Origin of the sequence: Streptomyces sp. NBC_00271, from assembly GCF_036178845.1 — a bacterium.
GTDB lineage: Bacteria > Actinomycetota > Actinomycetes > Streptomycetales > Streptomycetaceae > Streptomyces.
On the sequence record NZ_CP108070.1, the window covers coordinates 8,024,239 to 8,051,229 of the forward strand.

Below are 26,991 nucleotides of genomic sequence, written 5' to 3' on the forward strand. Positions count from 1 at the left end.
TCAGGGGCCCGGTTGGCCCGGGATCAGGAGTTTCGCCGCCAGTGTGGCCGTGCGCGGGCCCACTCCCAGGGCGAGGGCCGTGCGCAGATCGTCGCCGGTGTCCACGTCCTGGCGTACGGAATCCACCGCGGTGAGGAGGAGTTCCGTGGCTCCCGAGGCGCGATGACGGGCTCGGGAATCGGTGCCGAAGGCGGGACGCAATTCCCGGCCGGGAGATGCGGCCAGCAGAGTGGTGCCGATTGCGGCCGCATCGGAGAGAAAAGCACGCGGGAATTCGGCGGCGGCGTCGAGTACCCGGGCCAATTCCAGGGGACGCAACGCGGGCAGATCGGCGTTCAGGGCGGCCACGGCGCATTCGGGACTTCGGGAGCGTACGGCCGCCGTCCCGTGTGCCAGCGCGGCGTTCAGACCGCCGCCCGGCTCGTCCGGCACGATCCACGCCCCCAGCGCGGCCAGCTCCCGCCCGGCCAGCGCGTCGTCCGTGACGACCGCCACATCGCCGACCGCCGCGCAGGCCAGCGCGGCCGCCACGGTGTCCTGCGCGAAGGCGAGGGCGAGTCCGGGGCGCACCGCGTCGGCGGCGGTGTCCGAGAGCCTGCTCTTGGCCCGCGCCAAGGCTTTGAGGGGGATGACCAAGGTCCACTGCACGAGCGCTCCGTTCCTCCCTTGTCGCGCCCATTGTGACCCGGCACCCCTGGCGGTCCGGACGTCGGGGCGTACGGTGTTCTCGACAGACAGGCGGCCTGGGGCGACACTTGTGCGGCCCCCCAGGCCCTAAGAGGAAGGTGTCCGCGTGCCCCGCCGCAGAATCGGCTTCTGGTACCGCTTCGCAGCGGTCCTCTGCAAACCACCACTAGTGGTTCTGATCAAGCGGGACTGGCGCGGAATGGAGAACATTCCGGCTGAGGGCGGATTTATCACCGCGGTGAACCACAATTCGCATGTGGACCCGTTCGCGTATGCCCACTATCAGTACAACACCGGGCGTGTTCCGCGTTTCCTGGCCAAGGCCGGGCTTTTCAGGAAGGGATTCGTGGGGGCCGCGATGCGCGGCACCGGACAGATCCCCGTGTACCGCGAGAGCACCGACGCGCTGAGCGCGTTCCGGGCCGCGATCGACGCCGTGGAGCGCGGCGAGTGCGTCGCGTTCTACCCCGAGGGCACCCTCACCCGCGACCCCGACGGCTGGCCGATGACCGGCAAGACCGGTGCCGCCCGGGTCGCCCTGCAGACCAAGTGTCCGGTGATTCCGGTCGCCCAGTGGGGTGCCAACGAACTGCTGCCGCCGTACGCCAAGAAGCCCAACCTTCTTCCGCGCAAGACCCACCACGTTCTCGCGGGCCCTCCGGTGGACCTGTCGCGTTTCTACGACAAGGAAATGAGCCCGGACCTCCTGAAGGAGGCCACCGAGGTCATCATGGCCGCCATCACCGCGCAGCTGGAGGAGCTCCGCGGCGAGAAGGCCCCTGAGACGCCCTACGACCCGCGCCAGGTACGGATCGAACAGCGCAGGCGTACCAGGGCCCAGGAGAAGGCTCAGGAGCGGGCACAGGCCCAGCAGCAGGCACAGGCACAGCAGGAAGAGGGGCAGAGCACGTGAGCAAGCCGGTCAAGGCGGCCGTCTTCGGGACCGGATCGTGGGGTACGGCCTTCGGCATGGTGCTCGCCGACGCGGGGTGCGAGGTCACCCTGTGGGCGCGGCGCGCCGAGCTCGTCGAGGCGGTCAACTCCACACGTACGAACCCGGACTACCTGCCGGGCGTCGAACTCCCCGAGAACCTGCGGGCGACGACCGACGCCGCCGAGGCCGCGCGTGACGCCGACTTCACCGTGCTCGCCGTGCCTTCGCAGACCCTGCGCGGGAACCTCGCCGAGTGGACGCCGCTGCTGGAGCCCGACACGGTCCTGGTCTCCCTCATGAAGGGCGTCGAACTCGGCTCCGCGATGCGGATGAGCGAGGTGATCGAGGACGTCGCCAAGGTCGGCGCCGACCGTATCGCCGTGGTCACCGGACCGAACCTGGCCCGTGAGATCGCCGCCCGGATGCCGGCCGCCGCCGTGGTTGCCTGCACCTCCGAAGCGGTCGCCCAGCGCCTCCAGGCCGCCAGCCACAACCCTTACTTCCGCCCGTACACCAACACCGACGTGGTGGGCTGCGAGCTGGGCGGCGCGGTGAAGAACGTGATCGGTCTCGCCGTCGGCATCGCGGACGGCATGGGCCTGGGCGACAACGCCAAGGGCTCGCTCATCACGCGCGGACTCGCCGAGACCACCCGACTCGGCGTCGTCATGGGCGCCGACCCGCTGACCTTCTCCGGACTCGCGGGCCTCGGCGACCTGGTGGCCACCTGCTCCTCGCCGCTGTCGCGCAACCACACCTTCGGCACCAACCTCGGCAGGGGCATGACTCTCCAGGAGACCATCGCGGTCACCAAGCAGACCGCCGAGGGCGTCAAGTCCTGTGAGTCGGTGCTGGATCTGGCCCGCAGGCACGGCGTCGACATGCCCATCACCGAGACGGTCGTCGGCATCGTCCACGAGGGCAAGTCGCCGGTCGTCGCGGTCAAGGAGCTGATGGGGCGCAGCGCCAAGGCCGAGCGCCGCTGAGGAGCGACGCCGCGGCGCCGGGAATCTACGCTCCGCAACGGCTCGTACGACGCTGAGCGACCACCCGTGCGACGTTGGACAACGGCCGCGGTGGGGCGCTGACTCAGCGCCGTACCAACGGGTACTCTCAACGCGATATGAGCACCGAGAACCTCCCCCAGAGCCCTGAGCAGCCGCCTCGCAAGCCGCGCGTGGCCGTCGTCTTCGGCGGCCGCAGCTCCGAACACGGGATCTCCGTGGTCACGGCCGGCGCCGTCCTGCGCGCCATCGACCGGACGAAGTACGACGTCCTGCCGATCGGTATCACCCGGGACGGCCGTTGGGCGCTCACCGCCGACGAACCGGACCGGATGGCCATCGTCGACCGGCGCCAGCCGGACGTGGAGCAGCTCGCCGAGTCGAGCGAGGGCGGCGTGATCCTCCCCGTCGACCCGGCCAACCGCGAAGTCGTCTACAGCGAGCCCGGATCGGTCCCCAAGGCCCTGGGCGAGGTCGACGTCGTCTTCCCCGTGCTGCACGGCCCCTACGGCGAGGACGGCACCCTCCAGGGCCTCCTGGAGCTCTCCGGAGTCCCGTACGTCGGTGCGGGTGTGCTCGCCTCGGCCGTCGGCCAGGACAAGGAGTACATGAAGCGGGTGTTCACCTCCTTCGGGCTGTCCGTCGGCCCGTACGTGGTGATCCGGCGCCGTGAGTGGGAGCGTGACGAGTCCGCCGCCCGCAAGAAGATCATCGACTTCGCGGGTGAGCACGGCTGGCCGCTGTTCATCAAGCCCGCGCGCGCGGGCTCTTCGATCGGCATCACCAAGGTCGACTCCCTCGAAGGCCTCGACGAGGCGATCGAGGAGGCCCAGCGCCACGATCCGAAGATCATCGTGGAGGCGCTGCTGCGCGGCCGCGAGATCGAGTGCGGGGTGCTGGAGTTCGAGGACGGTCCGCGCGCCAGCGTGCCCGCCGAGATCCCGCCCGTGCAGTCGCACGCGTACTACGACTTCGAGGCGAAGTACATCGACTCGGCGCCCGGTCTCGTGCCCGCCCCGCTGACCCCCGAGCAGACCGCCGAGGTCCAGCGGCTCGCGGTCGACGCGTTCGAGGCCGCCTCCTGCGAGGGCCTGGTGCGCGCGGACTTCTTCCTCACCGAGGACGGCGAGTTCGTGATCAACGAGATCAACACCATGCCGGGCTTCACGCCCATCTCCATGTACCCGCAGATGTGGGAGGCGAGTGGCGTGGCCTACCCGGAGTTGGTGGACCGCCTGATCGGGGCGGCGCTGCGCCGCCCGACGGGGCTTCGGTAGACCCGGGGCACCGGGGCTCCGCTCCAGGGCACACGCCCCCGCGCGCACGTGTGTACGTCAGTCGGCGATCCCTTCGGGGATCGCCTTCTTGATGGGCGCGGCCAGGTCGACGAGCGCGTTGGACCCGTCCCGCTGGACCCACTTCTTGGGCACGCTGACCTCGACGTACGCGCGCCGCAGGCTCGTGGTGAAGCGGTACGACCCGTCGTCCTGCTTCTCCATGAGCCAGCCGACGCCGTTCACCTCGCCGCTGAGCGCGTTCTGGTCGCTCATCTTCGCGGGTCGTTCGACACCGCAGCGCAGTATGATCGCCGGGCTTCCCCAGCCCGCGGTCAGCGCGGACCGGGGCTCGGGATCGTTCCGGTCGAGGCCGTCGATCTTCTTCGGCAGCACCTTGTCCAGGTTCTGACACAGCCCGGTGACCTTCGCCCCCGGGCTGGGAACCGCGGCCGATCCGCCGTCGTCTGCTGAGGAGCAGCCTGTGGCGGCGATCAACAGGGCGAGAACGGACAGCCCGAAGAGAGCGGTGTGCCGGTGACGGGAGAAGTTCACCGGCCAAGGGTAGACGGGGGCTAGAGGTGCACCACCGGGCAGGTCAGGGTACGGGTGATGCCGTCCACTTGCTGGACTTTCGCGACCACCATGCGGCCGAGTTCGTCGACCGTGTCGGCCTGGGCGCGCACGATCACGTCGTACGGTCCTGTCACGTCCTCGGCCTGGATCACCCCCGGGATCTTGCTGATCGTCTCGGCGACGGTCGACGCTTTGCCGACCTCCGTCTGGATCAGGATGTACGCCTGTACCACGGAACCTCCAGGGCGGCCACGAGGATCATGTGGGGAAAAGGAACGCCACGGTATCGCGTCGCCGCTCGCCACGGGGAGACCCGCGGTGGCTGGGGCTTGCGCGCCGGGGTGCACGGACTGCACAAGTTGACGGTCAACTCGACCGTACCGAGTACAGAGACGGCTCGCGACCGGGCACCGGTAGCGGCAGAGGGAGCAGTACGATCATGAAGGGCACCGTGGGCGAGTTGGGGGAGTTCGGGCTCATCAAGGAGCTCACTTCGCGTCTCACCACCACCCCGGCGGTCCGGGTCGGTCCCGGCGACGACGCCGCGGTGGTGGCCGCGCCCGACCGCAGAGTAGTGGCGAGCACCGACATCCTCCTGGAGGGGCGGCACTTCCGCCGTGACTGGTCCACGGCGTACGACGTCGGGCGCAAGGCGGCCGCGCAGAACCTCGCGGACATCGCCGCGATGGGCGCCGTACCGACCGCGCTGCTGCTCGGTCTCGTCGTCCCGGCCGAACTCCCCGCCACCTGGCCCTCCGAGATGATGGACGGGCTGCGCGACGAGTGCCAGGTCGCGGGCGCGTCCGTGGTCGGCGGCGATGTCGTGCGCGGCGACACCATCATGATCTCGATCACCGCGCTCGGCGATCTGCGCAACCACGAGCCGGTCACCCGGGGCGGCGCCCAGCCCGGCGACGTGATCGCCGTGACGGGCTGGCTGGGCTGGTCCGCGGCCGGGCACGCGGTGCTCTCCCGCGGCTTCCGCTCACCGCGCGCCTTCGTCGAGGCCCACCGCCGCCCCGAACCGCCGTACCACGCGGGCCCCGCCGCCGCCGGGCTCGGCGCGACGGCGATGTGCGACGTGAGCGACGGGCTGATCGCCGACCTGGGTCACATCGCCGAGGCGAGCAAGGTGCGCATCGACATCCGTTCGGGCGCGATCGACATCCCCTCCCAGATGAACGACATCGGCCAGGCCGTCGGCGTCGACCCCATCCAGTGGGTGCTGACCGGCGGGGAGGACCACGCGATCGTGGCGGCCTTCCCGCCGGACGTGAAGCTGCCCGCGCGCTGGAAGGTGATCGGCGAGGTCCTCAACCCCTCGGCGCTGCCCCAGGTCACGGTGGACGGCGCGCCCTGGACCAGCAAGGGCGGTTGGGACCACTTCGGGGACATCGAGACGTAGCCGCCCATCCCGTCAGGCGGGGTATTCGCGGAGTTTGATGCCGGTGGCCGCCTTCTCGGTGAGCTTCTTGAAGAAGCCCGCCAGGAGGCGGGAGCTGAGCAGCCGGTACGCGCGGTCCCGGCTGCGGATCCGCCGCTCGGTCGGCGGCGCGAAGAACGGCCCCGCGTTGCCCGAGATCTTCTGGCAGCCCTTGGCGAAGTCCCGGACGCGGGTCTCGTACTCGGCGAAGGCGGTGCGGTGGTCGCCGCCCGCGAGGGCCAGCTCGCCGGCCAGGACGTACGCGCCCACGATCGCCACTCCGGTGCCCATGCCGCCCATCGTGGCCCCGTACCCGGCGTCCCCGAGCAGCACCACGCGCCCCTGGGTGAGCCGTTCGACATGGATCTGGGCGATCGCGTCGAAGTACAGGTCGTCGGCCCGCTCCAGGGCCTTGAGGACCCCCGGGGTCTCCCAGCCCATCCCCGCGAACCGTTCCGCCAGGATCCGCTTCTGCGCGGCCACGTCACGGCGGTCGAACTCCAGCTTCTCGGACCGGAAGACGAGCAGCGCGCCCGCCCGGTCCGGGTCGCCGTCGTAGTTGCCGACGGCCACCGCCCGCCCCGGCTCGCTGTACAGCCGCCCGGTGCGGTCGAGCCCCAGGTCGTTGGGGACGCCGAAGGCCGCCACGTAGTGGTCGAGGAAGCGCAGGTGGCGGGACTCCTCACCGAAGACGAGCCGACGGGTGAGGGAATGCAGTCCGTCGGCGCCCACGACGAGGTCGAAGCGGCGCGGGACGCCGCGCTCGAAGGTCACGTCGACGCCTTCCGGGGTCTCGGTGAGGGTGGCGATCGAGTCCCCGAAGACGTACTCCACCCTGTCCTTGGTGCGTTCGTACATGATCCGCGCCAGCTCACCGCGGAAGATCTCCACGTCGCCGCTCATCATCTCGGCCGGCAGGTCCACGCGCGGGGTGCCGTCGGCGTCGACGACGCTCTGCCGGCCCATGTGTGTCTGATGGGCGTGGATCTCGTCCCAGATGCCCATGGCGGTCAGGACGGTCCGGTGGACGTGCCCCCGGAAGTCGACCGCGAATCCGCCGGGCCGCAGGTCGGGTGCCTTCTCGACGACGGTGACGCGGGCGCCGTACCGAATCAGGTTCAGGGCGAGGGCGGGACCCGCGACGCTGGCGCCGGAGACGAGGACGTGGAGGTGGGCGAGTTTTCCCGCCGGGTTCTGCGCCGGGTTCTCCGCCGTGTTCCGTGGCGTGTTCTGTGTCGGGTTCGTCGTCATGGGCAGGAGCTTCGCGGGAGGCGCTGACCGTGTTCCTACCGTTCGCTGACCGTGCGCCTGACCGCCGGTCGGCACCGCCGTCCTAGTCGGTGGTGAGCGCCGCCGCCCCGAGCACTCGCCCCTGCTCAAAGGCCTTTTCGTACGCTTCGGGGGACAGCTTTTCGCGGATGCCCCGCTCATTGCGTACGGCTTCGGGGTCGCCCCGCAGTGCCGCCCCGCGCAGGCCGACCGCGGCGCCCAGCAGGACGGCGGCGCGCTCGGGGGAGTCGGCGAGGGCGGCCAACGCCTCCGCGGACTCGGCGAGTTCCAGTACTCCGGGACTCTCGACGGCGAGGCCGGCCGCCTGGCGGGCCCAGTCACGCGCCTCGTCGAGGCGCCCCTCCGTGGCCGCGGAGCGGCCAAGACCGATGAGGATGCGCACGGTCTCCCCGATGCTGAACCAGTTGGCGGCGCAGGCCTCCAGGGCGCTTTCGTAGCGCACGCGCGCGTGGCCGGTGTCTCCCGCGAGCCGAGCCGCGTCGCCCAGGCCCCGCAGGGCACCCGCCACCTTGTCGGTGAGGCCCACGGTGCGGGCCAGCGTCAGGGCCTGGCCGAAGTGCTCCCTCGCCTCGACCAGTTCCCCCTGGTGCAGCAGCACGGTCGCACGGGTGCGCAGGAGGTCCGAGGTCTCCTCGGGAGCGGCCAACTCCCTGACGTACGAGAGCCCTTCGTCGAGCAGTGCGAGAGCGCGCCGGTGTTCCCCGCGCCAGTCGGCGAACATGCCCAGCGGTTCGAGGCAGTTCGCCATGCCCCAGCGGTCCCCGGTCGCGCGAAAGCCCGCCAGAGACCGTGCGAACGACTCCTCGGACGCCGTCGGACGCCCGGCGAACTGCTCCTGGAAGCCGAGGCCGACATCAAGAAGAGCCCGCCCCCACGCGTCGCTCCCGACCTGCACGCGCACCCGGTCGTTCGCGGCGGGGCGCGGCCCGCCCGCCACCGACCACAGCACCACGGTGAAGGGCAGCCGCAGGGGTCGGCTCATCCCGGCCAGTATTTCCTCGACACGGGCCAGGCGCCGCTGGTCGGCCGGATTGCCGCTCTCACCCGAGAGCGCGTTGATCACGCACAGGACGTACTCCTCCGCGAGACCCGCGGGCGGCTCGGCGCCCACGGCCGCGAGCAGTTCCCGGGCCGTGGCCGCCTGCTCTCCGTAGAGACCGCGCAACCGCCAGAACCAGGAGAGCTCGGCCATCAGCCGCAGGGCCTTCTCCCGGTCGGCGCGCACGAGATGACGCAAGGCCGCGTCCAGGTTGCCGTGCTCGGCGGTCAGCCGGTCCAGCCAGGGCAACTGGCCATCGCCGCGCAGGAGCGGCTCCGCCCGTTCGGCCAGCCGCAGGTAGTACGCGGCGTGGGCGTCCCGCAACCGCTGCTGCTCGCCCGCGCGGACGAGGTGCTCGGCGCCGAACGCGCGGATGGTCTGCAGCATCCGGTAGCGCCCCTCGGTGACCTCCAGGAACGACTTCTCCGTCAGGGAGGCCAGCAGGCCTTCCGGAAAGGGCGTCCCGCACACCGCCTCGACCGCCTCGACCGTCGCGCCCCCGGAGAACACGGTCAGCCGTCGCGCCAGCTCCCGCTCCTCCTCGTCCAGCAGCTCCCAGCTCCACTCCACGACGGCACGGAGGGTGCGGTGCCGGGGTGCCTTGGTGCGGTCACCCCGGGACAGCAGCCGGAAGCGGTCGTCCCCGACGTGCTCGGTGAGGCGGTCGGCCAGTTCGTCCGGGGTCAGCGTCCGCAGCCGCGCCGCCGCCAGCTCGATCGCCAGCGGCAGCCCGTCCAGGGCGGCGCAGATGTCCGACACGCGCGCGTGCCCCGCGAAGCCGGGGCGCACGGCGCCCGCCCGGTCCAGGAACAGGCGCGCGGCCGGCTCCGCCGACAGCGGTGGCACCGGGCACAGCACCTCACCGGTGATCCCCAGCGACTCACGGCTCGTGGCGAGGATCCGCACACCCGGGCAGGCGCCGAGGAGCAGCCCCGTGATCCATGCCACGTCCTCGACCAGATGCTCGCAGTTGTCCAGGACGAGCAGCAGCTCGCGGTTCTCCAGGGCGGCGAGGAGGCGGTCGGTGGTGTCCCCCGAGGGGGTGCGGAAACCTTCACGCAGACCGAGGGCGGTGAGCAGGGCGTAGGGGAGCTGGGAGGGGTCGGTGAGAGGGGCGAGCTCGACAAGGCAAACGGGTGCGTAAGCGTTTACGCAATCGGTTGCGCGAGCGTTTGCGTCGACGCGCGCGTCCGCGTTCGCATGGGCGAGCTCGATCGCCAGGCGGGTCTTGCCCGCTCCGCCCGGCCCGGTGAGGGTGACCAGGCGCTCCTGGGTGAGCAGAGCGCCGATGCGTGCGAGTTCGTCGTCGCGCCCGACGAAGCGGGTCAGCTGGGCGGGCAGCCGACGGTGGGCGGGGCCCGCGTCCCGGAGCAGTTCCAGGTGGAGGGCGGAAAGATCGGGCGAGGGGTCGGCGCCCAGTTCCTCGGCGAGCGTGCGTCGCGCCTCCTCGTACACCGTCAGTGCCTCGGCGGCCCGGCCGCTCGCGTGCAGGGCCCGCATCAGCTGTCCGTACAGCCGCTCGCTCAATGGATGCGCGGCGAGTAGTTCCCGCAGCTCCGGGACGAGTGCGGGGGCGCCGCCGAGCGCGAGGTCCGCGTCGATCAGGTCCTGTGAGGCACCGAGCCTCAGCTCTTCGAGGCGGGTCACCTGGGCGTGCGCGCCGGGGAGGTCGGCCAGGGCCGGGCCGCGCCACAGGGTGAGCGCCTCCCGGAGCAAGGCCGCTGCTCGGGAGTGGTCGCCCTGGGTGAGGGCCGCGGTTCCGTCGCGGGAGAGCCGTTCGAAACGGTGGGAGTCGACGGCGTCGGGGGAGACGACGATGCGGTAACCGGTGGGGTCGGCCTCGATCCGGGTGTCGGGGCCGAGTCGCCTGCGCAGCCGGGAGACCTGGGACTGGAGGGCGTTGGCGGCCCCGGCCGGCGGATCGGCGCCGTACAGACCGTCGGTCAGCCGCTCCGTGGAGACGGTCCGGCCCGCGTCCAGGAGGAGCAGGGTGAGCAGCGCGCGGGGGCGGGGGCCACCGGGGTCCAAGGGGCTGCCGTCCGTGGTGCGGATCTCGAGGGGGCCCAGGATGCCGAAGCGCATTCGGCAGATTCTGGCAGGTCCGGACAACAAAAAACCGGCCCACCGTGAGGTGGACCGGTTTTTAGCGAACCAGCAGTGGCCGCGCGCATGCGGGTCCCCCCTGCTCGAGCGGAGTCGAGAGCTTGGGGGAGTTGCGTCAGCGCGAGACCTTGCCGGCCTTGATGCACGAGGTGCAAGCGTTCACGCGCTTCGGCGTCCCGCCCACCACGGTACGGACGCGCTGGATGTTGGGGTTCCAGCGACGGGACGTACGGCGGTGCGAGTGCGAGATGTTGTTGCCGAAGCCCGGCCCCTTGCCGCAGACGTCGCAGTTGGCAGCCACGGGTCACTCCAAAGACTTCAGATGCTCTTACGGTTGATCCCGGCATGCCGGAATCGAGATCTAGGATCTGAGTGGCGGTGCCAGGGGGAAGACCCGATCGAATCGGGCAACTGGAGCAGCATACAACGACTGCGTCCGGAGAACGAAACTACCATGGCTGCCCCGGGGCTCACCCCGGCCCTCCTTGGGGCCCCCTACCGCCAGTAACCCATTCTGGGTCTACGCTGCGTGCCACGTCCAGAGGCTCAAGGAGGCGCAGGTGCCGCAGGTGCCGCAGACATTGGATGCTCTCGCGGTGCGCACCTGGTGCGGCCTCGCGCTGGAGGCGCTGGGGCGGGCGCGCGAGGAGATCGATGCCATCAATGTCTACCCGGTCGCGGACGGGGACACCGGGACGAATCTGTATCTGACGGTGGAGTCGGCGGCAGCGGCGGTGGAGGCGGTTTTCGCGGGCTACGAGACGGTGACGGGCGTCGCCGGTCCCACGGGGTCCGCTGTCTCCGGGGCCGTTTCCACGGGAGTCACGGGGGCCGGTCTGCCCACGCTCGCCGACGCCGTGCGGGCGATGGCGCACGGGGCGCTGATCGGGGCCCGCGGGAACTCCGGGACGATCCTCGCGCAGTTGCTGCGCGGCATGGCACAGGTGCTCGCCGCCGACGGTGAGGTCGATGGCGCGGCTGCTGGTGAGGTCGACGGTGCGGCCGGTGGTGGGACCGGCGGTGCGACCGAGGGTGAGACCGCTCACACCGACGGACAGGCCCTCCGGCTGGCCCTCCGGCAGGCCGCCGACTCCGCACGCGAAGCCGTCGCGCACCCCGTGGAGGGCACGGTCCTCACGGTCGCCACGGCCGCCGCCGAGGCGGCCACCGGCACGGAGGGCGACTGCGGCACGGTCGCGTGCGCGGCGTACGAGGGAGCACGGGCGGCCCTCATGGCGACCCCCGGCCAGCTGGCCGTGCTGGAGCGTGCCGGCGTGGTCGACGCGGGTGGGCGGGGGCTGCTGGCGGTGCTGGCGGCACTGGCGGAGACGTTCACGGGGGAGTCCCCGGGCGCCGGACGGGTGGCGGTCGAGGTCCACACGCGCGTGAATGGCATGGACGGCGTGAAGGGCATGAACGGCGTGAGTGGCGTGGACCGTGTGGATGGCGTGGACCGTGTGGATGTGAACGGCGTGTGCGTGGACGGCCCGCCGGGGGAGGACAGTCCGGCCTTCGAGGTGACCTACCTGCTGGAGGCGGAGGACGCGGACGTGGCGCGGCTGCGGGCCCGGCTCGACCGCCTCGGCAACTCGCTCGTCGTGGTCGGCGGGGACGGGCTGTGGAACGTCCATGTGCACGCGGACGACGCCGGTGCCGCCGTGGAGGCGGGGGTCGAGGCCGGGCGGCCGTACCGGATCCGGATCACGCACTTCGGGCTCGGCGACGCCCACACGGCGGGCGCGGCCGGGCGGCCGCCCCGGGAGCGGGCGCAGCGGGCCGTGGTGGCGGTCGTGCCCGGCGAAGGGCTGGCCGGGCTGTACGCCGAGGCCGGGGCGACCACCGTGCTCGCGCGGCCCGGGGAACCGCCCGCGAGCGGGGAACTCGTCGAGGCCGTACGCCGGGCCCACGCGCGCGAGGTGGTGCTACTGCCCAATGACGCCGACCTGCGCCACACCGCGGCGGCCGCCGCCGAGCAGGCCCGTACGGAGGGCGTCCGGGTCGCGCTGATCCCGACCCGCTCCGCGGTCCAGGGCATCGCCGCGCTCGCCGTCCACGAGCCCGAACGCCGCTTCGACGAGGACGTCGTCGCCATGACCTCCGCGGCGGGCGCCACGCGTTACGCCGAGGTCGCCGTCGCCGAGCGTCAGTCCTGGACCATGGCCGGCATCTGCCAGGCAGGCGACGTCCTCGGGCTCATCGACGGCGATGTCGCCGTGATCGGCTCCGACATCACCGCCACCGCCGAAACCGTCCTCGACCGCATGCTCGCCGCCGGCGGGGAGATGGTCACCCTCGTCCTGGGCGACGAGGCTCCCGGCTCCATCGCCGCCCACCTCGAAGCACGGGTCCGGGAGTCGTACTTGGCGGTGGACACGGTGGCGTACCGGGGCGGTCGACAGGGCGCGTTGCTGCTGATCGGGGTGGAGTAGCCGCCGGGGGCTCCGCCTCGGGGCGCCGGGTGTGTTCTTCGGCCGCCGGTGGGTGGGGGCTGGGCGCGCGGTTCCCCGCGCCCCGCCCCGGCCCGTCACTGGTCCCGCTGTTCCTCCATCACGCCTTCTCCGTCACGCCCAGCATGTTCTCCGCCTCGGCCCGACGCGCCTGGGCGGCCTCCCCGTCCACACCCGCGTACGCGGAAAGCACCGCACGCGCGCGTGCGGCCGCCGCCGCGGGTCGGAGCAGATCGGCCTCCAGCCACCCCGCCGCGAGCTCGGCCCCGGTGCGCGCGTCGAGGGCGTCGTCCCCGAGGGACGCGAAGACGGAGATGGCCCGCGTGTAGTGGGCCAGAGCCTCCTCCGTGTCGTCCGGAACGGAACGGGCGATCAGGTCACCGAACTGCCGATGGGTGTGACCGAGTTCGGCGACAAGGCGATGACGGGCCTCCGCGGCATCGGAGCCCGCCATGGCGTCCGAGGCCTCCACAGCCTCGGCCCCAACGGAGGACGACACCGCCCGAAGTCCCTCCTCGCACTCCCGCACCGCCGCCGCCATCGACTCCCGCGCCCCGTCCAGCCCTGAGTCCGTACGCAGCGCGACCCACGCCCGGGCCCGCAGCGACCGGATCAGACCGTGGACGTTGCCGAGGCCACGCCACAGGTCACCGGCGCGCGCGTACGCCTGCTCGGCCTGCGCGGGCAGTTCGGCGTGGCCGAGCGCCTCGGCGGCGAGATGGGCGAGCATCGCGTGGTCACGCTGCTCGGGCCAGTGCCGGGCGACGTCCGCGGCCCGCAGCCAGTGCTCGGCCGCCGCACGGTGTTCGCCGAGCTCGGTGAGACAGTCGCCGAGCCACCACCGCGTCTGCACGATCGCACCGTCGCCGTGCATGTCGGTGGTCAGGTCGGGCAGCGCCGACTCCAGGATCTCCGCGGCCTCGGCCCACCGCCCCTGACGGAGCAGGAACCCGCCGAGCTGGTGCCGGGCCCAGGCGCCGAGTGTGGGTCCCTCGCCCGCCTCGTCGGCCCAGTGCGCGGCCTCCAGGGCGTGTTCCGAGGCGGGCCCGAACTGCCCGGTGGCGCCCAGGACCTCGGCGAGCTGCAGGTGCAGCTGCGCGTGCCCCATCGGCTCCAGGCGAGGCCCTCCGTGCTCCAGCGCCGCGCGTGCGGCCCGCTCGGCCTCCTCCGCGTCGCCCAGGTGCCGGGCGATCCCGGCGAGCCGGGACTCGTACTCGACGGCGAACCACGGCAACCCCGCGGCCACGAACGCCGCCGCGGCCTGCGCGAGCAGTTCCGCGGCGGCCTCGGCGTCCCCGGCGTGCGCCGCGAGCTCCCCGAGCATCGCCCGCGCCTCCGCGGCCCGCGAGGCCATCCGCACGTCCGAGAGGTGCGGCTCGGCCAGCGCCAGCAGTTCCCGTACGGCCGCCTCGGCGGCGCCCACGACCTCGTCCCCGCCGGTCCCGGAATCGCCGGTCCCGGAACCGGCCGTCCCGGAGGCCGTCGCCCCCGACTCGCCCGCGTCCTCGTTCGCGTCCTCCTGCACCAACAGCATCAATATCCGCGCCCGTCCCACCAGCACGGACGCCGCCTGGGACACCCCCGTCCCGCCGTCCGCGAGGAGGGCGAGCACCCCCTCGTACAGCTCCGAGACGGTCGCGAGCGCCTCCTCGGGCCCGCCGGTGAGGGCGAGGACGTACGCGGCGCGGGCACGGGCCGCGAGCGCCTCACCGGGGTCGCTCGCCTCGGCGTAGAGCTCGGCCGCCTCATGGAAGAGCTCGATGCCTTCGGGACCTCGTTCCATCGCCGCGTGGTCGGCGATCTCCGCGCGGTCCCGGACGTCCAGCTCCTGGCCCTCGGCGGCCCGTGAGGCCGCCGCCCAGGCCTCGACGGCGTCCGGGCTCCGGGTCGCGGACAGTCGCCGGGCCTCGGCGAGCAGCGCCGAGAGCGAGGACGGGTCCGAGCCGGCGTCCGACTCCACGACGGCGGCCGACGATCGGGCCGAAGCCGAAGCCGCCGCGGAACCCGAACCCGAACCCGAACCCGCAGCGGAGGCCGAAGGCGACAAGTGTCGCGTGGACCGGGACCGCACCCCCAGCGGCAGGCGCTCGACCAACGGCCGCTGATCCATCCGCCCACGAGCCCGCTCACTGACGTACGACGTGCCGTTGCGCGCGTCGAAGAGCGCCGCCAGGGAAAGGGCCTCCCCGCGCGCGTGGACAGCGAGCCCTCTCGCGGTCCACTCCCGGCCGGCCGGTCCCGGCACCGGCTGATCGCCGAGACCGAGCCCGGTCAGGCGGTCCATGAGGAGGGCCGTCACGGCCATGAAGTCGAGCCTGCTGCGCGGGTCCCCGGAGTCGGTGAAGTAGGCGGGCCGCTCCGCGAGCAGCTCCAGGGCGCGCGCCTCGTTGCCGGAGAGCGCGCAGAACTCCACGTGGTCCGCGTACGCGCCGCGCATGCTCTCCATGGGGCGCACCAGCCGGAAGCCCCGCAGGTGATGGGCCCGGGCCTCGTCCAGGCGGCCCAGACGCAGCAGGGGGACCAGCGAGGACGCCAGGACGGTGTGCGGCTCGTGGGCGCACGTGTACTCGCCCTCCAGAACCGGGCGCCACAGTTCCAGCGCCTCCTCGTCGGCGTCGCGCTCCGCCCGCCACCACCCCTGGCTGTGGAGTTCGCACGCGTGGCAGTCGGCCATGGTGTCCCGGTCGGCGGCCAGCCAGGCGGTGTACGCCCGCTCGGCGCGCCCCAGGTCGCCCAGGTGCGCGGCGACGCTGAACTCGGCTCCGCGCACCGCCCGTTCGGAGTGTCCGGCCAGCCGGTAACGGTGCTCCATCTCGCCGAGCCACTTCTCTATGGAGGCGAGCGGGATGTGCGGCTGGTCGAGCATGCCGGCCGACATCCACTTGAAGACCCAGTGCAGGGAGTGGGTCTCGTACTCGTCGAAGTCCTCGGGGCGCTCGTCCCACATGCGCAGCAGACGCGCGAAGGGGACGAACATCTTGTCCTTCTCGGAGCTGTAGTTGTAGACCTTCAGCTGGTGTCCGAGCGCCTCGATCACGGCGAGCGGGATGTTCAGCTTCTCGGCCTCGACGAGCAGTTGCTCCGCGCGCGCGTTGCGTGCGGGACCCTCCGGCTGCTCCTGGTTGTCCGCCATCGCCTGGCGCAGGGTGTCGAAGTCCATGCCCATGGCCTGGCTCATCGGAGGTCGTCCTTCCCGGGCTCGGTGTGGGTGGCCCACTCCAGGAGGCCGATGAACGCGCGGTTGAGGAGCGCGGAGTCGGCGGGCCGCAGGGGGCGCTGCGCCATGAGGAGGGCCTGTCCGTAGAGGGACTCCGTGGCGGTGCCTATCAGCTCCGGGTCGCGCAGTGAACTGATCCTTCTGATCAGTGGGTTGAGGTGGTTGAGGACCAGGCGGGCACGGGGCGCGCTGCCGCGCAGCGAGCCGAGAATGCCCGCCCACAGGTCGTCGGCCTGCTCCTCGGCCTCCGCGCGGGCCTGCTCGTGGCGGGCCGCCCGGTCGTCCAGGTGCAGGGCGGGCACGGAGAGCGGGTGGAAGGCGCGCAGCACCACGTCGCAGCCCAGGGGGTCGAGCTTGGCCCGGGCGGCCATCAGGAAGCCCGAGAGGGCCAGTTCCTCGGCCGGGTCGACGGCGTCCAGGTGCGCCGTCACGGTGTCCGCGTCCAGCTCCGAGACGACCGTCCCCGGACGCACCGACGGCAGCGCCTCGACCAGCTCGCTGTCGTACGTGTAGCCGCCGTTGATCACCCCGATGCCCTGGGCGGAGGCGATGGGCGCGACCTGCCGGTACTCCTCCACGGTCCGCGTGAAGTGCACCACCGGGTGGCGCAGCGCGAACTCCTCCAGGGACAGCCGTCCGTCGGTCGTCTCGAAGGGCAGCCACGGCAGCATCGTGCGCAGCATCTCGTTGTCGTGCCGCGCCAGGGACTTCACACCCAGGTGGTGGACCGACAGGAAGGCCGCCAGCCGCTCCGGGTCGCCCGCCGCGAGCCCCGTCAGCCACGACCGGATGCGCTCGCCCAGGGCCTCGCGTACGGCCGCCAGGGTCTCGTCCTCGTACAGCGACTCGCGCGAGGCGGTGGGCCGCAGGCTGTCCGTGTCCAGGACGCAGCGCACGAAGAACGCCCAGTCGGGCAACAGCTGTTCGGCCCGCTCGGTGAGCAGCATGCCCTTCAGATGCACCCGATGGCTCGCGCGCTGGGCAGGGCTGACCGCCGACGGCAGGACGTACGCCACGCCGCGGACTCCGGCGAGCGGCACGTTCAGGTCGATCGTGTCCAGCGGTGTGAAGCCGAACAGGTCGTGGCAGTGACGGGCCAGGGCCACCCTGCGGGTGGCGGGGCTCGGATGGGTGCGGTCCCAGGGCGCGGGAAGCTCCGCGATCGCCTCGTCGCCGACCCGTACGTCGTACGGCAGCAGCGAGCCGAAGTCCCGGGCCAGGGAGCGGACCCGCTCCTCGGTGAGCCATTCGCCGGCTCCGGCGCGCGCCACCAGGTGCACGGTGGTACCCGGTTCGGGACGGGCCTCGTGCGGCAGTGTGCGCACGGTGTACGAGCCGTCGTCGGTCGCCGTCCACTCCACGGGCGCCGCGTCGGGCGTACGCGCGCTGCGGCTGACGACGCGGATGCGTTCGGCGACCACGAAGCACGCCAGCAACCCGATGCCGAACTGCCCCAGAAAGTCGGAGCGCGCCGCCTGCAGGCCGTCCTCCCGCTTGGAACTGCGGCCGATCGTGGCGAGGAGGCTGTGCACGTCGGACTCGGTGAGCCCGATGCCGGAGTCCTCCACACGCAGGGTGCCGCCCTCGGCGTACAGGCGCACGGCGGCCGGGGCGTCGGGCTGCTCCGCCCGCCGGGCGGTGATCGCGTCCACAGCGTTCTGCAGCAGTTCGCGCAGGTAGACCTTGGGGCTGGAGTAGAGGTGATGGGAGAGCAGGTCCACCAGACCACGCAGGTCGACCTGGAAGGTGTGAGGTGACTGGGATGCCTGTGATGACTGTGAGGTCTGGGAGTCCATCGTCGCTGCGCCGAGGGTGGGGGGACGTGCGACGGCGCGGGGTCGGGCGGTCCCGGGGGACGGTGACCGCGAAGAGGGCCGGAGCGCGTCATCCTAGGCCCGGAACGAGCCGTCTGACCAGCAGATTTCCGGGACGTATACGGCAATGTCAGTGGTGTGGTGTGCAATGGATCTCGTGCCCGCGCTCGATGAACCACTGAAGAAGGTGCTCGGTCCCCCCACCGCGAAGGTGATGGCCGAGCACCTCGGCCTGCACACCGTCGGCGACCTGCTGCACCACTACCCGCGCAGATACGAGGAGCGCGGGCAGCTCACCCACCTCGCCGACCTGCCCATGGACGAGCACGTCACGGTGGTCGCCCAGGTCGCCGACGCGCGCCTGCTGACCTTCGCCTCCGCCAAGGCGCCCCGCGGCAAGGGCCAGCGCCTCGAAGTGACCATCACCGACGGCAGCGGTCGCCTCCAGCTGGTCTTCTTCGGCAACGGGGTGCACAAACCCCACAAGGACCTGCTGCCCGGCACGCGCGCGATGTTCTCGGGCAAGGTCTCCGTCTTCAACCACCGCCTCCAGCTGGCCCATCCGGCGTACGAGCCGCTGCGCGCCGACAGCGACGACGCCGCCGAGACCGTCGACTCCTGGGCGGGCGCGCTCATCCCGATCTACCCGGCCACCGCCAAGCTGGAGTCCTGGAAGATCGCCAAGTCGGTGCAGACGGTGCTGCTGAGCGCCCAGGAGGCCGTCGACCCGCTGCCGGACTCCCTCCGGGACGGCCGCGGCCTGGTCCCCCTCCCCGAGGCCCTTCTGAAGATCCACCGCCCGCACACCAAGGCGGACATCCACGACGCCCGCGCCCGTCTCAAGTGGGACGAGGCCTTCGTCCTCCAGGTCGCCCTGGCCCGCCGCCGCCACGCCGACGCCCAACTCCCCGCCGTGGCCCGTCTCCCCAAGCCGGACGGGCTGCTGACCGCCTTCGACGCGAAGCTGCCCTTCACCCTCACCGAGGGCCAGCAGAAGGTCTCCAAGGAGATCTTCGACGACCTCGCCACCGAGCACCCGATGCACCGGCTGCTCCAGGGAGAAGTCGGTTCCGGGAAGACGATGGTCGCCCTGCGCGCCATGCTCGCCGTCGTCGACGCGGGCGGGCAGGCCGCGATGCTCGCGCCGACCGAGGTGCTCGCCCAGCAGCACCACCGGTCGATCACCGAGATGATGGGCGAGCTGGCCGAGGGCGGCATGCTCGGCGGGTCCGAGCACTCCACCAAGGTCGTGCTGCTCACCGGTTCCATGGGGGCGGCGGGGCGGCGGCAGGCGCTGCTCGACCTGGTCACCGGTGAGGCCGGGATCGTGATCGGCACCCACGCGCTGATCGAGGACAAGGTGCAGTTCCACGACCTGGGCCTGGTCGTGGTGGACGAGCAGCACCGCTTCGGTGTCGAGCAGCGCGACGCCCTGCGCGGCAAGGGCAAGCAGCCGCCGCACCTCCTGGTGATGACCGCCACGCCCATTCCGCGCACGGTCGCGATGACCGTCTTCGGCGACCTGGAGACCTCGGTCCTCGACCAGCTTCCCGCCGGGCGTTCGCCGATCGCCAGCCATGTCGTCCCCGCCGCCGACAAACCGCACTTCCTCACGCGCGCGTGGGAGCGCGTGCGCGAAGAAGTGGAGAACGGCCATCAGGCGTACGTGGTCTGCCCGCGCATCGGCGACGACGTCGACGAACCTGCCGACCCGAAGAAGGCCAAGAAGAAGTCCCCCGAGGACGAGGCCGAGAAGCGCCCGCCCCTCGCCGTCCTCGACATCGCCGACCAGCTCGCCACGGGGCCCCTCCGAGGACTCAAGGTCGAGGTCCTGCACGGCCGTATGCAGCCCGACGACAAGGACGCCGTGATGCGCCGCTTCGCCGCGGGCGAGACGGACGTCCTGGTCGCCACGACGGTGATCGAGGTCGGGGTAAACGTACCGAACGCCACGGCCATGGTGATCATGGATGCCGACCGGTTCGGCGTGTCCCAGCTCCACCAGCTGCGCGGCCGCGTAGGTCGTGGCTCCGCCGCCGGACTGTGCCTCCTGGTCACCGAGATGCCGGAGGCGAGCCCGGCGCGTCAGCGCCTGACCGCGGTGGCGTCCACGCTCGACGGCTTCGAGCTCTCCCGCATCGACCTCGAACAGCGCCGTGAGGGCGACGTGCTCGGCCAGGCCCAGTCCGGCGTCCGCTCCTCGCTGCGCATGCTCGCCGTCATCGAGGACGAGGAGATCATCGCCGAGGCCCGCGAGGAGGCCGCCGCAGTCGTCGCCGCCGACCCCGAGCTCACCGCCCTCCCCGGCCTGCGCACGGCCCTGGAGGCCCTCCTCGACGAGGAGCGCGAGCAGTATCTGGACAAGGGCTGAGAGACTGGCCCCGACACACTTCCAGCGCAAAGGACCCTCATGACCCGCGTGATCGCCGGCCGGGCCGGCGGACGCCGTCTGGCCGTCCCGCCGGGCACCGGCACCCGCCCCACCTCCGACCGGGCGCGCGAGGGCCTCTTCTCCACCTGGCAGTCCCTGCTCGGCGGCCCGCTGGAGGGCGAGCGGGTCCTCGACCTGTACGCGGGCTCGGGCGCCGTCGGCCTGGAGGCGCTCAGCCGCGGCGCCGGCCACGCCCTCCTCGTCGAGGCCGACGCCCGCGCGGCCCGCATCATCCGCGAGAACGTGAAAACGCTGGGCCTGCCCGGCGCCGAGGTCAGATCGGGCAAAGCGGAGCAGATCGTCCAGGGATCGGCGCCGACGGATCCGTACGACCTGGTCTTCCTCGACCCGCCGTACGCCGTGACCGACGACGATCTTCGCGAGATTCTGCTCACACTACGGACGCAGGGCTGGCTCGCGGCCGAAGCGCTCGTCACCGTGGAGCGCAGCACCAGAGGCGGCGAATTCAGCTGGCCGGACGGTTTCGACGCGATCCGGGCCCGTCGTTACGGCGAGGGGACGTTTTGGTACGGTCGCGCCGCCTCTACGTGCGAAGACGCACGATGACCGGACCGGAGAGCGAGGAACCACAGTTGCGCCGCGCCGTCTGTCCGGGGTCATTCGACCCCATCACCAATGGACACCTCGACATCATCGCCCGCGCTTCCAGGCTCTACGACGTCGTGCACGTCGTGGTGATGATCAATCAGTCGAAGCAGGGCCTGTTCACCGTCGACGAGCGGATCGAGCTGATCCGCGAGGTCACCGCCGAGTACGGCAACATCCAGGTCGAGGCCTACCACGGCCTCCTCGTCGACTTCTGCAAGCAGCGCGACATCCCCGCCATCGTGAAGGGTCTGCGGGCGGTCAGCGACTTCGACTACGAGCTCCAGATGGCCCAGATGAACAACGGCCTCTCGGGCGTCGAGACGCTGTTCATCCCGACCAGCCCCACCTACAGCTTCCTGTCCTCCTCGCTCGTGAAGGAGGTCGCCCAGTGGGGCGGCGACATCTCCCACCTGGTGCCGGAGGTCGTGCTGGAGGCACTCAAGGGACGGCTCGGAAAGAGCTGAGCGCCTGACAGTGCGTCACCAGGTGTCGGGCGGGGTGGGAGTGGTCGTACAGTCGACCCGTCCGTCTCCATCACAGCTGTAGAGAGTGGCGAGCACACGGTGGACGTGCAGAAGAAGCTCGATGAGATCGTCGCGGCGGTCGGCAGCGCCCGTTCGATGCCCATGTCGGCCTCGTGCGTGGTCAACCGCGCCGACCTCCTCTCGATGCTCGAAGAGGTGCGCCAGGCGCTGCCCGGCTCCCTCGCGCAGGCCGAGGAGCTGATCGGCGGCCGCGAGCAGATGGTCGAGCAGGCCCGCCAGGAGGCCGAGCGGATCATCGAGTCGGCGCACGCCCAGCGCGGCTCCCTGATCTCCGACACCGAGGTCGCCCGCCGCTCCCAGAACGAGGCGGACCGCATCCTCGCCGAGGCCCGCCAGGAGGCCGAGGAGATCCGCGCGGAGGCCGACGACTACGTCGACTCCAAGCTCGCCAACTTCGAGGTCGTCCTCACCAAGACCCTCGGCTCCGTCGGCCGCGGCCGCGAGAAGCTCCTCGGTACCGGCCCCGGCACCGACGAGCAGGGCTACGAGGACGAGGACGCCCCCGAGCGCAGCCATGACCCGGAGACCCTGCGCCGGGACGCCGACACCTACGTGGACGTCAAGCTCGGCGCCTTCGAAGCGGTCCTCGCCAAGACCCTGGAGGCCGTGGGCAAGGGGCGCCAGAAGCTGCACGGCCGTATCGCCAGCGACGACCTGGGCGAGCTGGGCACCTTCGCGGAGGACGGGACGCCCGGCCATCACACCAGCGACTCCGACTACCTGGCCGGCCTCGCCGAGCTCTCGGAGGCCCCCGAGCGGCCCGCGTCGACCCCCGAGGTGCCGGCCCAGCCGAACTACGGACAGCAGCAGGACGCCTACGCGTACCAGCAGCAGCCCGACCCCTACGGCTATCAGCAGCAGTACGCCCAGCAGGACGCGTACGGCTACCAGCAGGCCGACCCGTACGCCGCCTACCCGCAGCAGCAGGGCTACGACCAGCAGACGGCGTACGACCAGAGCGGGCAGCAGGCCTATCCGCAGCAGCAGGGGGCCCTGGACCCGATGGCGAACGCCCTGGACGAGACCAGCCTCTTCGACACCACCATGATCAGCGCCGAGCAGCTGCGGGCGTACGAACAGGGTCGCTGACCCCGGACGGACGCCGGACGGACACGGTCCGGGCACCGGCTGGGCACCGGATTGGGCCGAGAGCGAAAGGTCCAGTATCCTGGTTCTTCGGTCGCGTGTACGTCCGCGATTACTGCTGCCCGGGAACACCAGGGGCGGCGACCCCCCGAGTTTCGAAGATCGAAAGCAGGAACGGCTCTGAACACCCACCTCGACCACCGCAACCCTCTCGTGTTCGACACACACGAGCTGGGGCGGCGTCCTGGTGCGCTGCAGCGCTTGACCCGCACGATCGACGCTCCCAAGGATCTCGGGATCCAGGGAGTCATCGGAGTGCCGGAAGGCGCCCCGATGGAGCTCGAACTCCGGCTCGAGTCGGTCATGGAAGGTGTGCTTGTCACAGGCACCGCCCGTGCACGGGCCGAGGGGGAGTGCGTAAGGTGTCTGGAGCCGCTCGAGCTGGAGCTCGCCGCGGACTTCCAGGAGATGTTCTCGTACCCTGACGCCGACGACCGGGGCCGTGTCAAAGCGGAGCCGGCCGACGACGCCGAGGAAGACGAGGACAGGCTCTTCATCGAGGACGGACTGTTCGACCTCGAACCCGTGCTGCGTGATGCGGTGGTGCTCGCACTGCCGATGCAGCCGGTGTGCCAGGACGACTGCCTGGGCCTGTGCTCCCAATGTGGAGCCCGGCTCGCGGACGACCCGGACCACCACCACGACGCCGTCGACATCCGTTGGGCGGCACTGCAGGGACTCGCTGGTTCATCCGGAGACGGCGAGAAGGACGAGTTGAGCGGCGGCGCGCTTCCATCAGCGCACGCCGACGAGAAGCAGGAGAAGTAGCCGTGGCTGTTCCGAAGCGGAAGATGTCGCGCAGCAACACGCGCCACCGCCGGTCGCAGTGGAAGGCTGCGGTCCCCACCCTGGTTGCGTGCGAGCGCTGCCACGAGCCCAAGCAGCAGCACATCGCCTGCCCTGCTTGCGGCACCTACAACAAGCGCCAGGTCCTCGAGGTCTGAGCGGCTGGTGAGAGGTCTGATGTCTGACGCCAAGGCGGACCCAAACGCCAAGAAAAAGGCGGACAACACAGCCTCGTCCCACACGCTTCTGGAAGGGCGGCTCGGGTACAAGCTCGAGTCCGCCCTTCTGGTACGTGCGCTGACCCACCGTTCCTACGCGTACGAGAACGGCGGTCTGCCGACCAACGAGCGTCTGGAGTTCCTCGGGGACTCCGTGCTCGGCCTCGTGGTCACGGACACGCTGTACCGCACCCACCCCGACCTGCCCGAAGGCCAGCTGGCCAAGTTGCGGGCCGCGGTGGTCAACTCGCGTGCGCTGGCGGAAGTGGGCCGCGGCCTCGAACTCGGCCTCTTCATCCGGCTCGGCCGGGGCGAGGAAGGCACGGGAGGCCGGGACAAGGCATCCATCCTCGCCGACACCCTTGAAGCGGTGATCGGCGCGGTCTATCTCGACCAGGGTCTGGACGCGGCGGGCGAACTCGTCCACCGGCTCTTCGACCCACTGATCGAGAAGTCCTCGAATCTGGGAGCGGGCCTGGACTGGAAGACCAGTCTCCAGGAACTCACCGCGACCGAGGGGCTCGGCGTTCCCGAGTACCTGGTCTCGGAGACCGGCCCGGACCACGAGAAGACCTTTACTGCTGCCGCCCGCGTCGGAGGCGTCTCGTACGGCACCGGCACCGGCCGCAGCAAGAAGGAAGCGGAGCAGCAGGCCGCGGAGTCCGCGTGGCGTGCCATCCGCGCCGCCGCGGACGAACGCGCGAAGTCGGCCCAGGCCGCCGAGGAAGCGGCTCAGGCCGCCGAGCAGGCAGCCGAGGCCGCCGAGGGGATCACCGACGCCCCCTCGGCTCCGACGAGCGACTCGGCCACGGCCTGATTCCTTCGACAGCACCTTCGTAAGCATCAGGCCCCTGTGGCGGCGTCCGCGCCGCCACAGGGGCCTGATGCGTCGTGTGTCCGTGCGTCCTGGGCCCCCGTCCGGGTGACGCGAGCACGAGGTAACCTTCGGGCGTCGTTCCCGTGCCCGCCCCTCCGGAGGAGTCCCGTGCCCGAGTTGCCCGAGGTCGAAGTCGTGCGGCGCGGCCTGGCGCGGTGGGTCAGCGGGCGGACCGTGACCTCGGTCGAGGTACGGCACCCGCGCGCCGTACGGCGGCATCTCGCCGGACCCGAGGGGTTCGCGAAGGCGCTCGCGGGCCACCGCGTAGGACCGGCCATGCGCCGCGGCAAGTACCTCTGGCTGCCCCTCGACGACTCCCCGTTCTCCGTCCTCGCGCACCTCGGCATGAGCGGCCAGCTCCTGGTGCAGCCGGAGGACGCCCCGGACGAGAAGCATCTGCGCATCCGCATCCGCTTCGACGACACCCGGACGCCCGCCCCCGCCGGGGCGGAGGGCACCGAGCTGCGCTTCGTCGACCAGCGCACCTTCGGCGGGCTCTCCCTCCACGAGAACACCCCGGACGGCCTGCCGGACGTCATCGCGCACATCGCCCGCGACCCGCTGGATCCCCTCTTCGACGACGCGGCCTTCCACACGGCCCTGCGCGCCCGGCGTACGACGATCAAGCGCGCCCTGCTCGACCAGTCGCTGATCAGCGGGGTCGGCAACATCTACGCGGACGAGGCGCTCTGGCGCGCCAAACTGCACTACGAACGCCCCGTGGCCGGCTTCACCCGGCCGCGCACCGCCGAACTCCTCGGACACATCCGCGACGTCATGAACGAGGCCCTCGCCGTCGGCGGCACCAGCTTCGACAGCCTGTACGTCAACGTCAATGGCGAGTCCGGCTACTTCGACCGCTCGCTCGACGCGTACGGCCGGGAGGGCGAGCCCTGCCGCCGGTGCGGGACGCCGATGCGGCGGCGCGCCTGGATGAACCGGTCCAGCTACTTCTGCCCGCGCTGCCAGCGCCCGCCGCGCGTCACTCCGTAGCCGCGCGGCTCTCGTCGTAGCGCTCGCGGGCCTCCAGGACATCGTCCATGCGGCCCTCGACGAAGTGGATGAGGGTCAGCAGGCGCTCGGAGACCTCGCGACCGAGCGGGGTGAGGGTGTAGTCGACGCGCGGGGGGTTCGTGGGCTGTGCCTCGCGGTGCACCAGGCCGTCGCGCTCCAGCGCGTGCAGTGTCTGGGAGAGCATCTTCTCGCTGACGCCGTCGACCCTGCGCCGCAGCTCGTTGAAGCGGAACGTGCCCTCGTACAGCGCTCCGAGCGTGAGTGATCCCCAGCGTCCGGTGACGTGCTCCAGCGTGCCCCGGGACGGGCAACTGCGTGCGAACACGTTGTACGGCAGGTCCTGACACTCACCGCGCTCGGCGGTCTGCACGCTGGGTTCCATGGGCTCACCATACTCCGACGCAGCGCTAACCACAGGGTTGCACTAACTAGAAGTTAGTGCTTTCCTTTGGTTCGTTGTCACCACCTGGAGGAGTCCCCATCGTGAGCACCCCGAGTACCCCTGTCGTTTCCATCGCCTACCACTCCGGCTACGGCCACACCGCCGTCCTCGCCGAGGCCGTTCGCTCTGGTGCCGTCGAGGCCGGTGCCCAGGCGCACCTGATCAACGTCGACGAGATCACCGACGCCCAGTGGGAACTGCTCGACGCCTCCGACGCGATCGTGTTCGGCTCGCCCACCTACATGGGCACCGCTTCCGGCGCCTTCCACGTCTTCGCCGAGGCGTCCTCGAAGCGCTGGTTCGGACAGGACTGGCGCGACAAGCTCGCCGCCGGCTTCACCAACTCCGGCTCCAAGAGCGGCGACAAGCTGCACACCCTGCAGTTCTTCCAGATCCTGGCCGCCCAGCACGGCATGAATTGGGTCAACCTCGGTCTGCACCCGGGCTGGAACAGCTCCTCGGCTTCCGAGCACGACCTCAACCGCCTCGGCGTCTTCGCCGGCGCGGCCGCCCAGACCAACGTCGACGAGGGTCCGGAGACGGTTCACAAGGCGGACATCGCCACGGCGGAGCACCTCGGGCGCCGGGTCGCGGAGTCGGCGCGGGTGGTCGCGCTGGGGCGCGCGGCGGTGGCAGGGGCGGCCGCGTAAACGCTTACGCAATCGTTTGCGTAAACGCATGCGCGGCTCTGTGCAAACGGTCGCGCAAGGGCTTGCGTGAGCCCGCGTCCACGGTCGCGTAAAGGCGTGCGTAAGCGTTTACGCAATCGTTTACGCGGCCCGCACCACATTCCTGCGCCCGCACGACGAAGCCGCGCCCCATCGTTCAGCGAGGGGCGCGGCTTCGTCGGTGTCGTGAGGGGTGGGCCGTCGGCTAGTAGCCGAAGAAGTGACGCTGCGGTACGGCGCCTCCTGGCCACGTGCGGGCCTTAGGTATGCCTGCCCCGATACCTGCCAGTGTCTGGCGAAGTCCCGGGCGCTTCTGGTGCGAGCTGTCCCGCCTGGCCTCTGACGACACACACCATTACGTGTCCAGTCCGCAGAAGACTAAGGAGGCAGCCGACGCTCAACCACCAATAGAAGGGCGAGAGTACGTGGGTAGAGATCGCAGAGTAT

23 protein-coding genes are annotated in these 26,991 nt (G+C 71.3%); 14 read left to right on the forward strand and 9 right to left on the reverse strand.

The features are described 5' to 3' along the window. Entirely contained in the window at positions 1-648 is a 648-nt protein-coding gene (gene cofC, locus OG798_RS36540) for a 2-phospho-L-lactate guanylyltransferase (protein WP_095852416.1), read from the reverse strand. 145 nt (positions 649-793) lie between these two features. Here cofC and OG798_RS36545 point away from each other — a divergent pair, with 145 nt between their 5' ends. From OG798_RS36545 to OG798_RS36555, 3 genes are all read left to right on the forward strand, one after another. Further along, positions 794-1,600, forward strand: coding sequence for a lysophospholipid acyltransferase family protein (locus OG798_RS36545; RefSeq protein ID WP_067371014.1), 807 nt, complete (start codon positions 794-796; stop codon positions 1,598-1,600). Then, the gene (locus OG798_RS36550; protein WP_095852415.1) at positions 1,597-2,607 is read left to right on the forward strand and encodes an NAD(P)H-dependent glycerol-3-phosphate dehydrogenase; all 1,011 of its coding nucleotides are present in this window, start codon (positions 1,597-1,599) and stop codon (positions 2,605-2,607) included. Before OG798_RS36545 ends, OG798_RS36550 begins: the two co-directional genes overlap by 4 nt. Before the next feature lie 137 nt (positions 2,608-2,744). Further along, positions 2,745-3,902 carry a D-alanine--D-alanine ligase family protein gene (locus OG798_RS36555; RefSeq protein WP_095852414.1) on the forward strand — a complete coding sequence of 386 codons (1,158 nt, stop codon included), beginning with the start codon at positions 2,745-2,747 and terminating at the stop codon, positions 3,900-3,902. Between the two features lie 57 nt (positions 3,903-3,959). On the opposite strand, the gene OG798_RS36560 is transcribed toward OG798_RS36555, so the two are convergent. Then, on the reverse strand, positions 3,960-4,454 hold the full coding sequence (locus tag OG798_RS36560; RefSeq protein WP_095852413.1) for a DUF3515 domain-containing protein: 495 nt from the start codon (positions 4,452-4,454) through the stop codon (positions 3,960-3,962). Between the two features lie 20 nt (positions 4,455-4,474). Next, complete coding sequence (locus OG798_RS36565) at positions 4,475-4,708, reverse strand: Lrp/AsnC family transcriptional regulator (protein WP_028802415.1); 234 nt, start codon at positions 4,706-4,708, stop codon at positions 4,475-4,477. A 206-nt stretch (positions 4,709-4,914) separates the two neighbouring features. On the opposite strand from OG798_RS36565, the gene OG798_RS36570 reads away from it, so the two are divergent. After that, positions 4,915-5,880 carry a thiamine-phosphate kinase gene (locus OG798_RS36570; RefSeq protein ID WP_095852412.1) on the forward strand — a complete coding sequence of 322 codons (966 nt, stop codon included), beginning with the start codon at positions 4,915-4,917 and terminating at the stop codon, positions 5,878-5,880. 12 nt (positions 5,881-5,892) lie between these two features. Here the strand turns inward: OG798_RS36570 and OG798_RS36575 are convergent, their stop codons facing one another. From OG798_RS36575 to rpmB, 3 genes are all read right to left on the reverse strand, one after another. Continuing rightward, positions 5,893-7,149 carry an FAD-dependent monooxygenase gene (locus OG798_RS36575; RefSeq protein WP_328758333.1) on the reverse strand — a complete coding sequence of 419 codons (1,257 nt, stop codon included), beginning with the start codon at positions 7,147-7,149 and terminating at the stop codon, positions 5,893-5,895. An 82-nt stretch (positions 7,150-7,231) separates the two neighbouring features. Continuing rightward, on the reverse strand, positions 7,232-10,309 hold the full coding sequence (locus OG798_RS36580; protein WP_328758334.1) for a BTAD domain-containing putative transcriptional regulator: 3,078 nt from the start codon (positions 10,307-10,309) through the stop codon (positions 7,232-7,234). A 136-nt stretch (positions 10,310-10,445) separates the two neighbouring features. Then, positions 10,446-10,631, reverse strand: a complete 186-nt coding sequence (rpmB, locus tag OG798_RS36585) for a 50S ribosomal protein L28 (RefSeq protein WP_003993230.1) — start codon at positions 10,629-10,631, stop codon at positions 10,446-10,448. A 259-nt stretch (positions 10,632-10,890) separates the two neighbouring features. On the opposite strand from rpmB, the gene OG798_RS36590 reads away from it, so the two are divergent. Further along, positions 10,891-12,759, forward strand: coding sequence for a DAK2 domain-containing protein (locus tag OG798_RS36590; protein WP_328758335.1), 1,869 nt, complete (start codon positions 10,891-10,893; stop codon positions 12,757-12,759). A gap of 118 nt (positions 12,760-12,877) precedes the next feature. Here OG798_RS36590 and OG798_RS36595 read toward each other — a convergent pair whose 3' ends face one another. Both OG798_RS36595 and OG798_RS36600 read right to left on the reverse strand, forming a co-directional pair. Then, positions 12,878-15,955, reverse strand: a complete 3,078-nt coding sequence (locus OG798_RS36595) for a tetratricopeptide repeat protein (RefSeq protein WP_328758336.1) — start codon at positions 15,953-15,955, stop codon at positions 12,878-12,880. After that, positions 15,952-17,790: an HSP90 family protein gene (locus tag OG798_RS36600; RefSeq protein WP_095852408.1), complete on the reverse strand. Its 1,839-nt coding sequence runs from the start codon at positions 17,788-17,790 to the stop codon at positions 15,952-15,954. The genes OG798_RS36595 and OG798_RS36600 overlap by 4 nt, the downstream gene beginning before the upstream one ends. Positions 17,791-17,956: 166 nt before the next feature. On the opposite strand from OG798_RS36600, the gene recG reads away from it, so the two are divergent. The 8 genes from recG (at position 17,957) to mutM (ending at position 25,413) form a co-directional block, all read left to right on the forward strand. Continuing rightward, on the forward strand, positions 17,957-20,179 hold the full coding sequence (gene recG / locus OG798_RS36605) for an ATP-dependent DNA helicase RecG (RefSeq protein WP_267062925.1): 2,223 nt from the start codon (positions 17,957-17,959) through the stop codon (positions 20,177-20,179). A 39-nt stretch (positions 20,180-20,218) separates the two neighbouring features. After that, the gene (rsmD, locus tag OG798_RS36610) at positions 20,219-20,806 is read left to right on the forward strand and encodes a 16S rRNA (guanine(966)-N(2))-methyltransferase RsmD (protein ID WP_121414917.1); all 588 of its coding nucleotides are present in this window, start codon (positions 20,219-20,221) and stop codon (positions 20,804-20,806) included. A 26-nt stretch (positions 20,807-20,832) separates the two neighbouring features. Continuing rightward, positions 20,833-21,312, forward strand: a complete 480-nt coding sequence (coaD, locus tag OG798_RS36615; protein WP_306454782.1) for a pantetheine-phosphate adenylyltransferase — start codon at positions 20,833-20,835, stop codon at positions 21,310-21,312. 99 nt (positions 21,313-21,411) lie between these two features. Continuing rightward, positions 21,412-22,482: an ATP synthase F0 subunit B gene (locus OG798_RS36620; RefSeq protein WP_328758338.1), complete on the forward strand. Its 1,071-nt coding sequence runs from the start codon at positions 21,412-21,414 to the stop codon at positions 22,480-22,482. A 177-nt stretch (positions 22,483-22,659) separates the two neighbouring features. Then, positions 22,660-23,307 (forward strand): YceD family protein, encoded by a 648-nt coding sequence (locus OG798_RS36625; RefSeq protein ID WP_267063923.1) that lies wholly within the window; start codon positions 22,660-22,662, stop codon positions 23,305-23,307. Positions 23,308-23,309: 2 nt separating this feature from the next. Next, positions 23,310-23,483 carry a 50S ribosomal protein L32 gene (gene rpmF / locus OG798_RS36630; RefSeq protein WP_028802425.1) on the forward strand — a complete coding sequence of 58 codons (174 nt, stop codon included), beginning with the start codon at positions 23,310-23,312 and terminating at the stop codon, positions 23,481-23,483. 19 nt (positions 23,484-23,502) lie between these two features. After that, entirely contained in the window at positions 23,503-24,360 is an 858-nt protein-coding gene (gene rnc, locus OG798_RS36635) for a ribonuclease III (RefSeq protein WP_097224670.1), read from the forward strand. A 168-nt stretch (positions 24,361-24,528) separates the two neighbouring features. Then, positions 24,529-25,413 carry a bifunctional DNA-formamidopyrimidine glycosylase/DNA-(apurinic or apyrimidinic site) lyase gene (mutM, locus tag OG798_RS36640; RefSeq protein WP_095852403.1) on the forward strand — a complete coding sequence of 295 codons (885 nt, stop codon included), beginning with the start codon at positions 24,529-24,531 and terminating at the stop codon, positions 25,411-25,413. Here the strand turns inward: mutM and OG798_RS36645 are convergent. Beyond that, positions 25,403-25,816, reverse strand: a complete 414-nt coding sequence (locus tag OG798_RS36645) for a winged helix-turn-helix transcriptional regulator (protein WP_095852402.1) — start codon at positions 25,814-25,816, stop codon at positions 25,403-25,405. The two genes, mutM and OG798_RS36645, sit on opposite strands and share 11 nt — an antisense overlap. Before the next feature lie 101 nt (positions 25,817-25,917). Between OG798_RS36645 and OG798_RS36650 the strand changes: the two genes are divergently transcribed. Beyond that, on the forward strand, positions 25,918-26,526 hold the full coding sequence (locus OG798_RS36650; RefSeq protein ID WP_095852401.1) for a flavodoxin family protein: 609 nt from the start codon (positions 25,918-25,920) through the stop codon (positions 26,524-26,526). Positions 26,527-26,991: the final 465 nt, after the last annotated feature.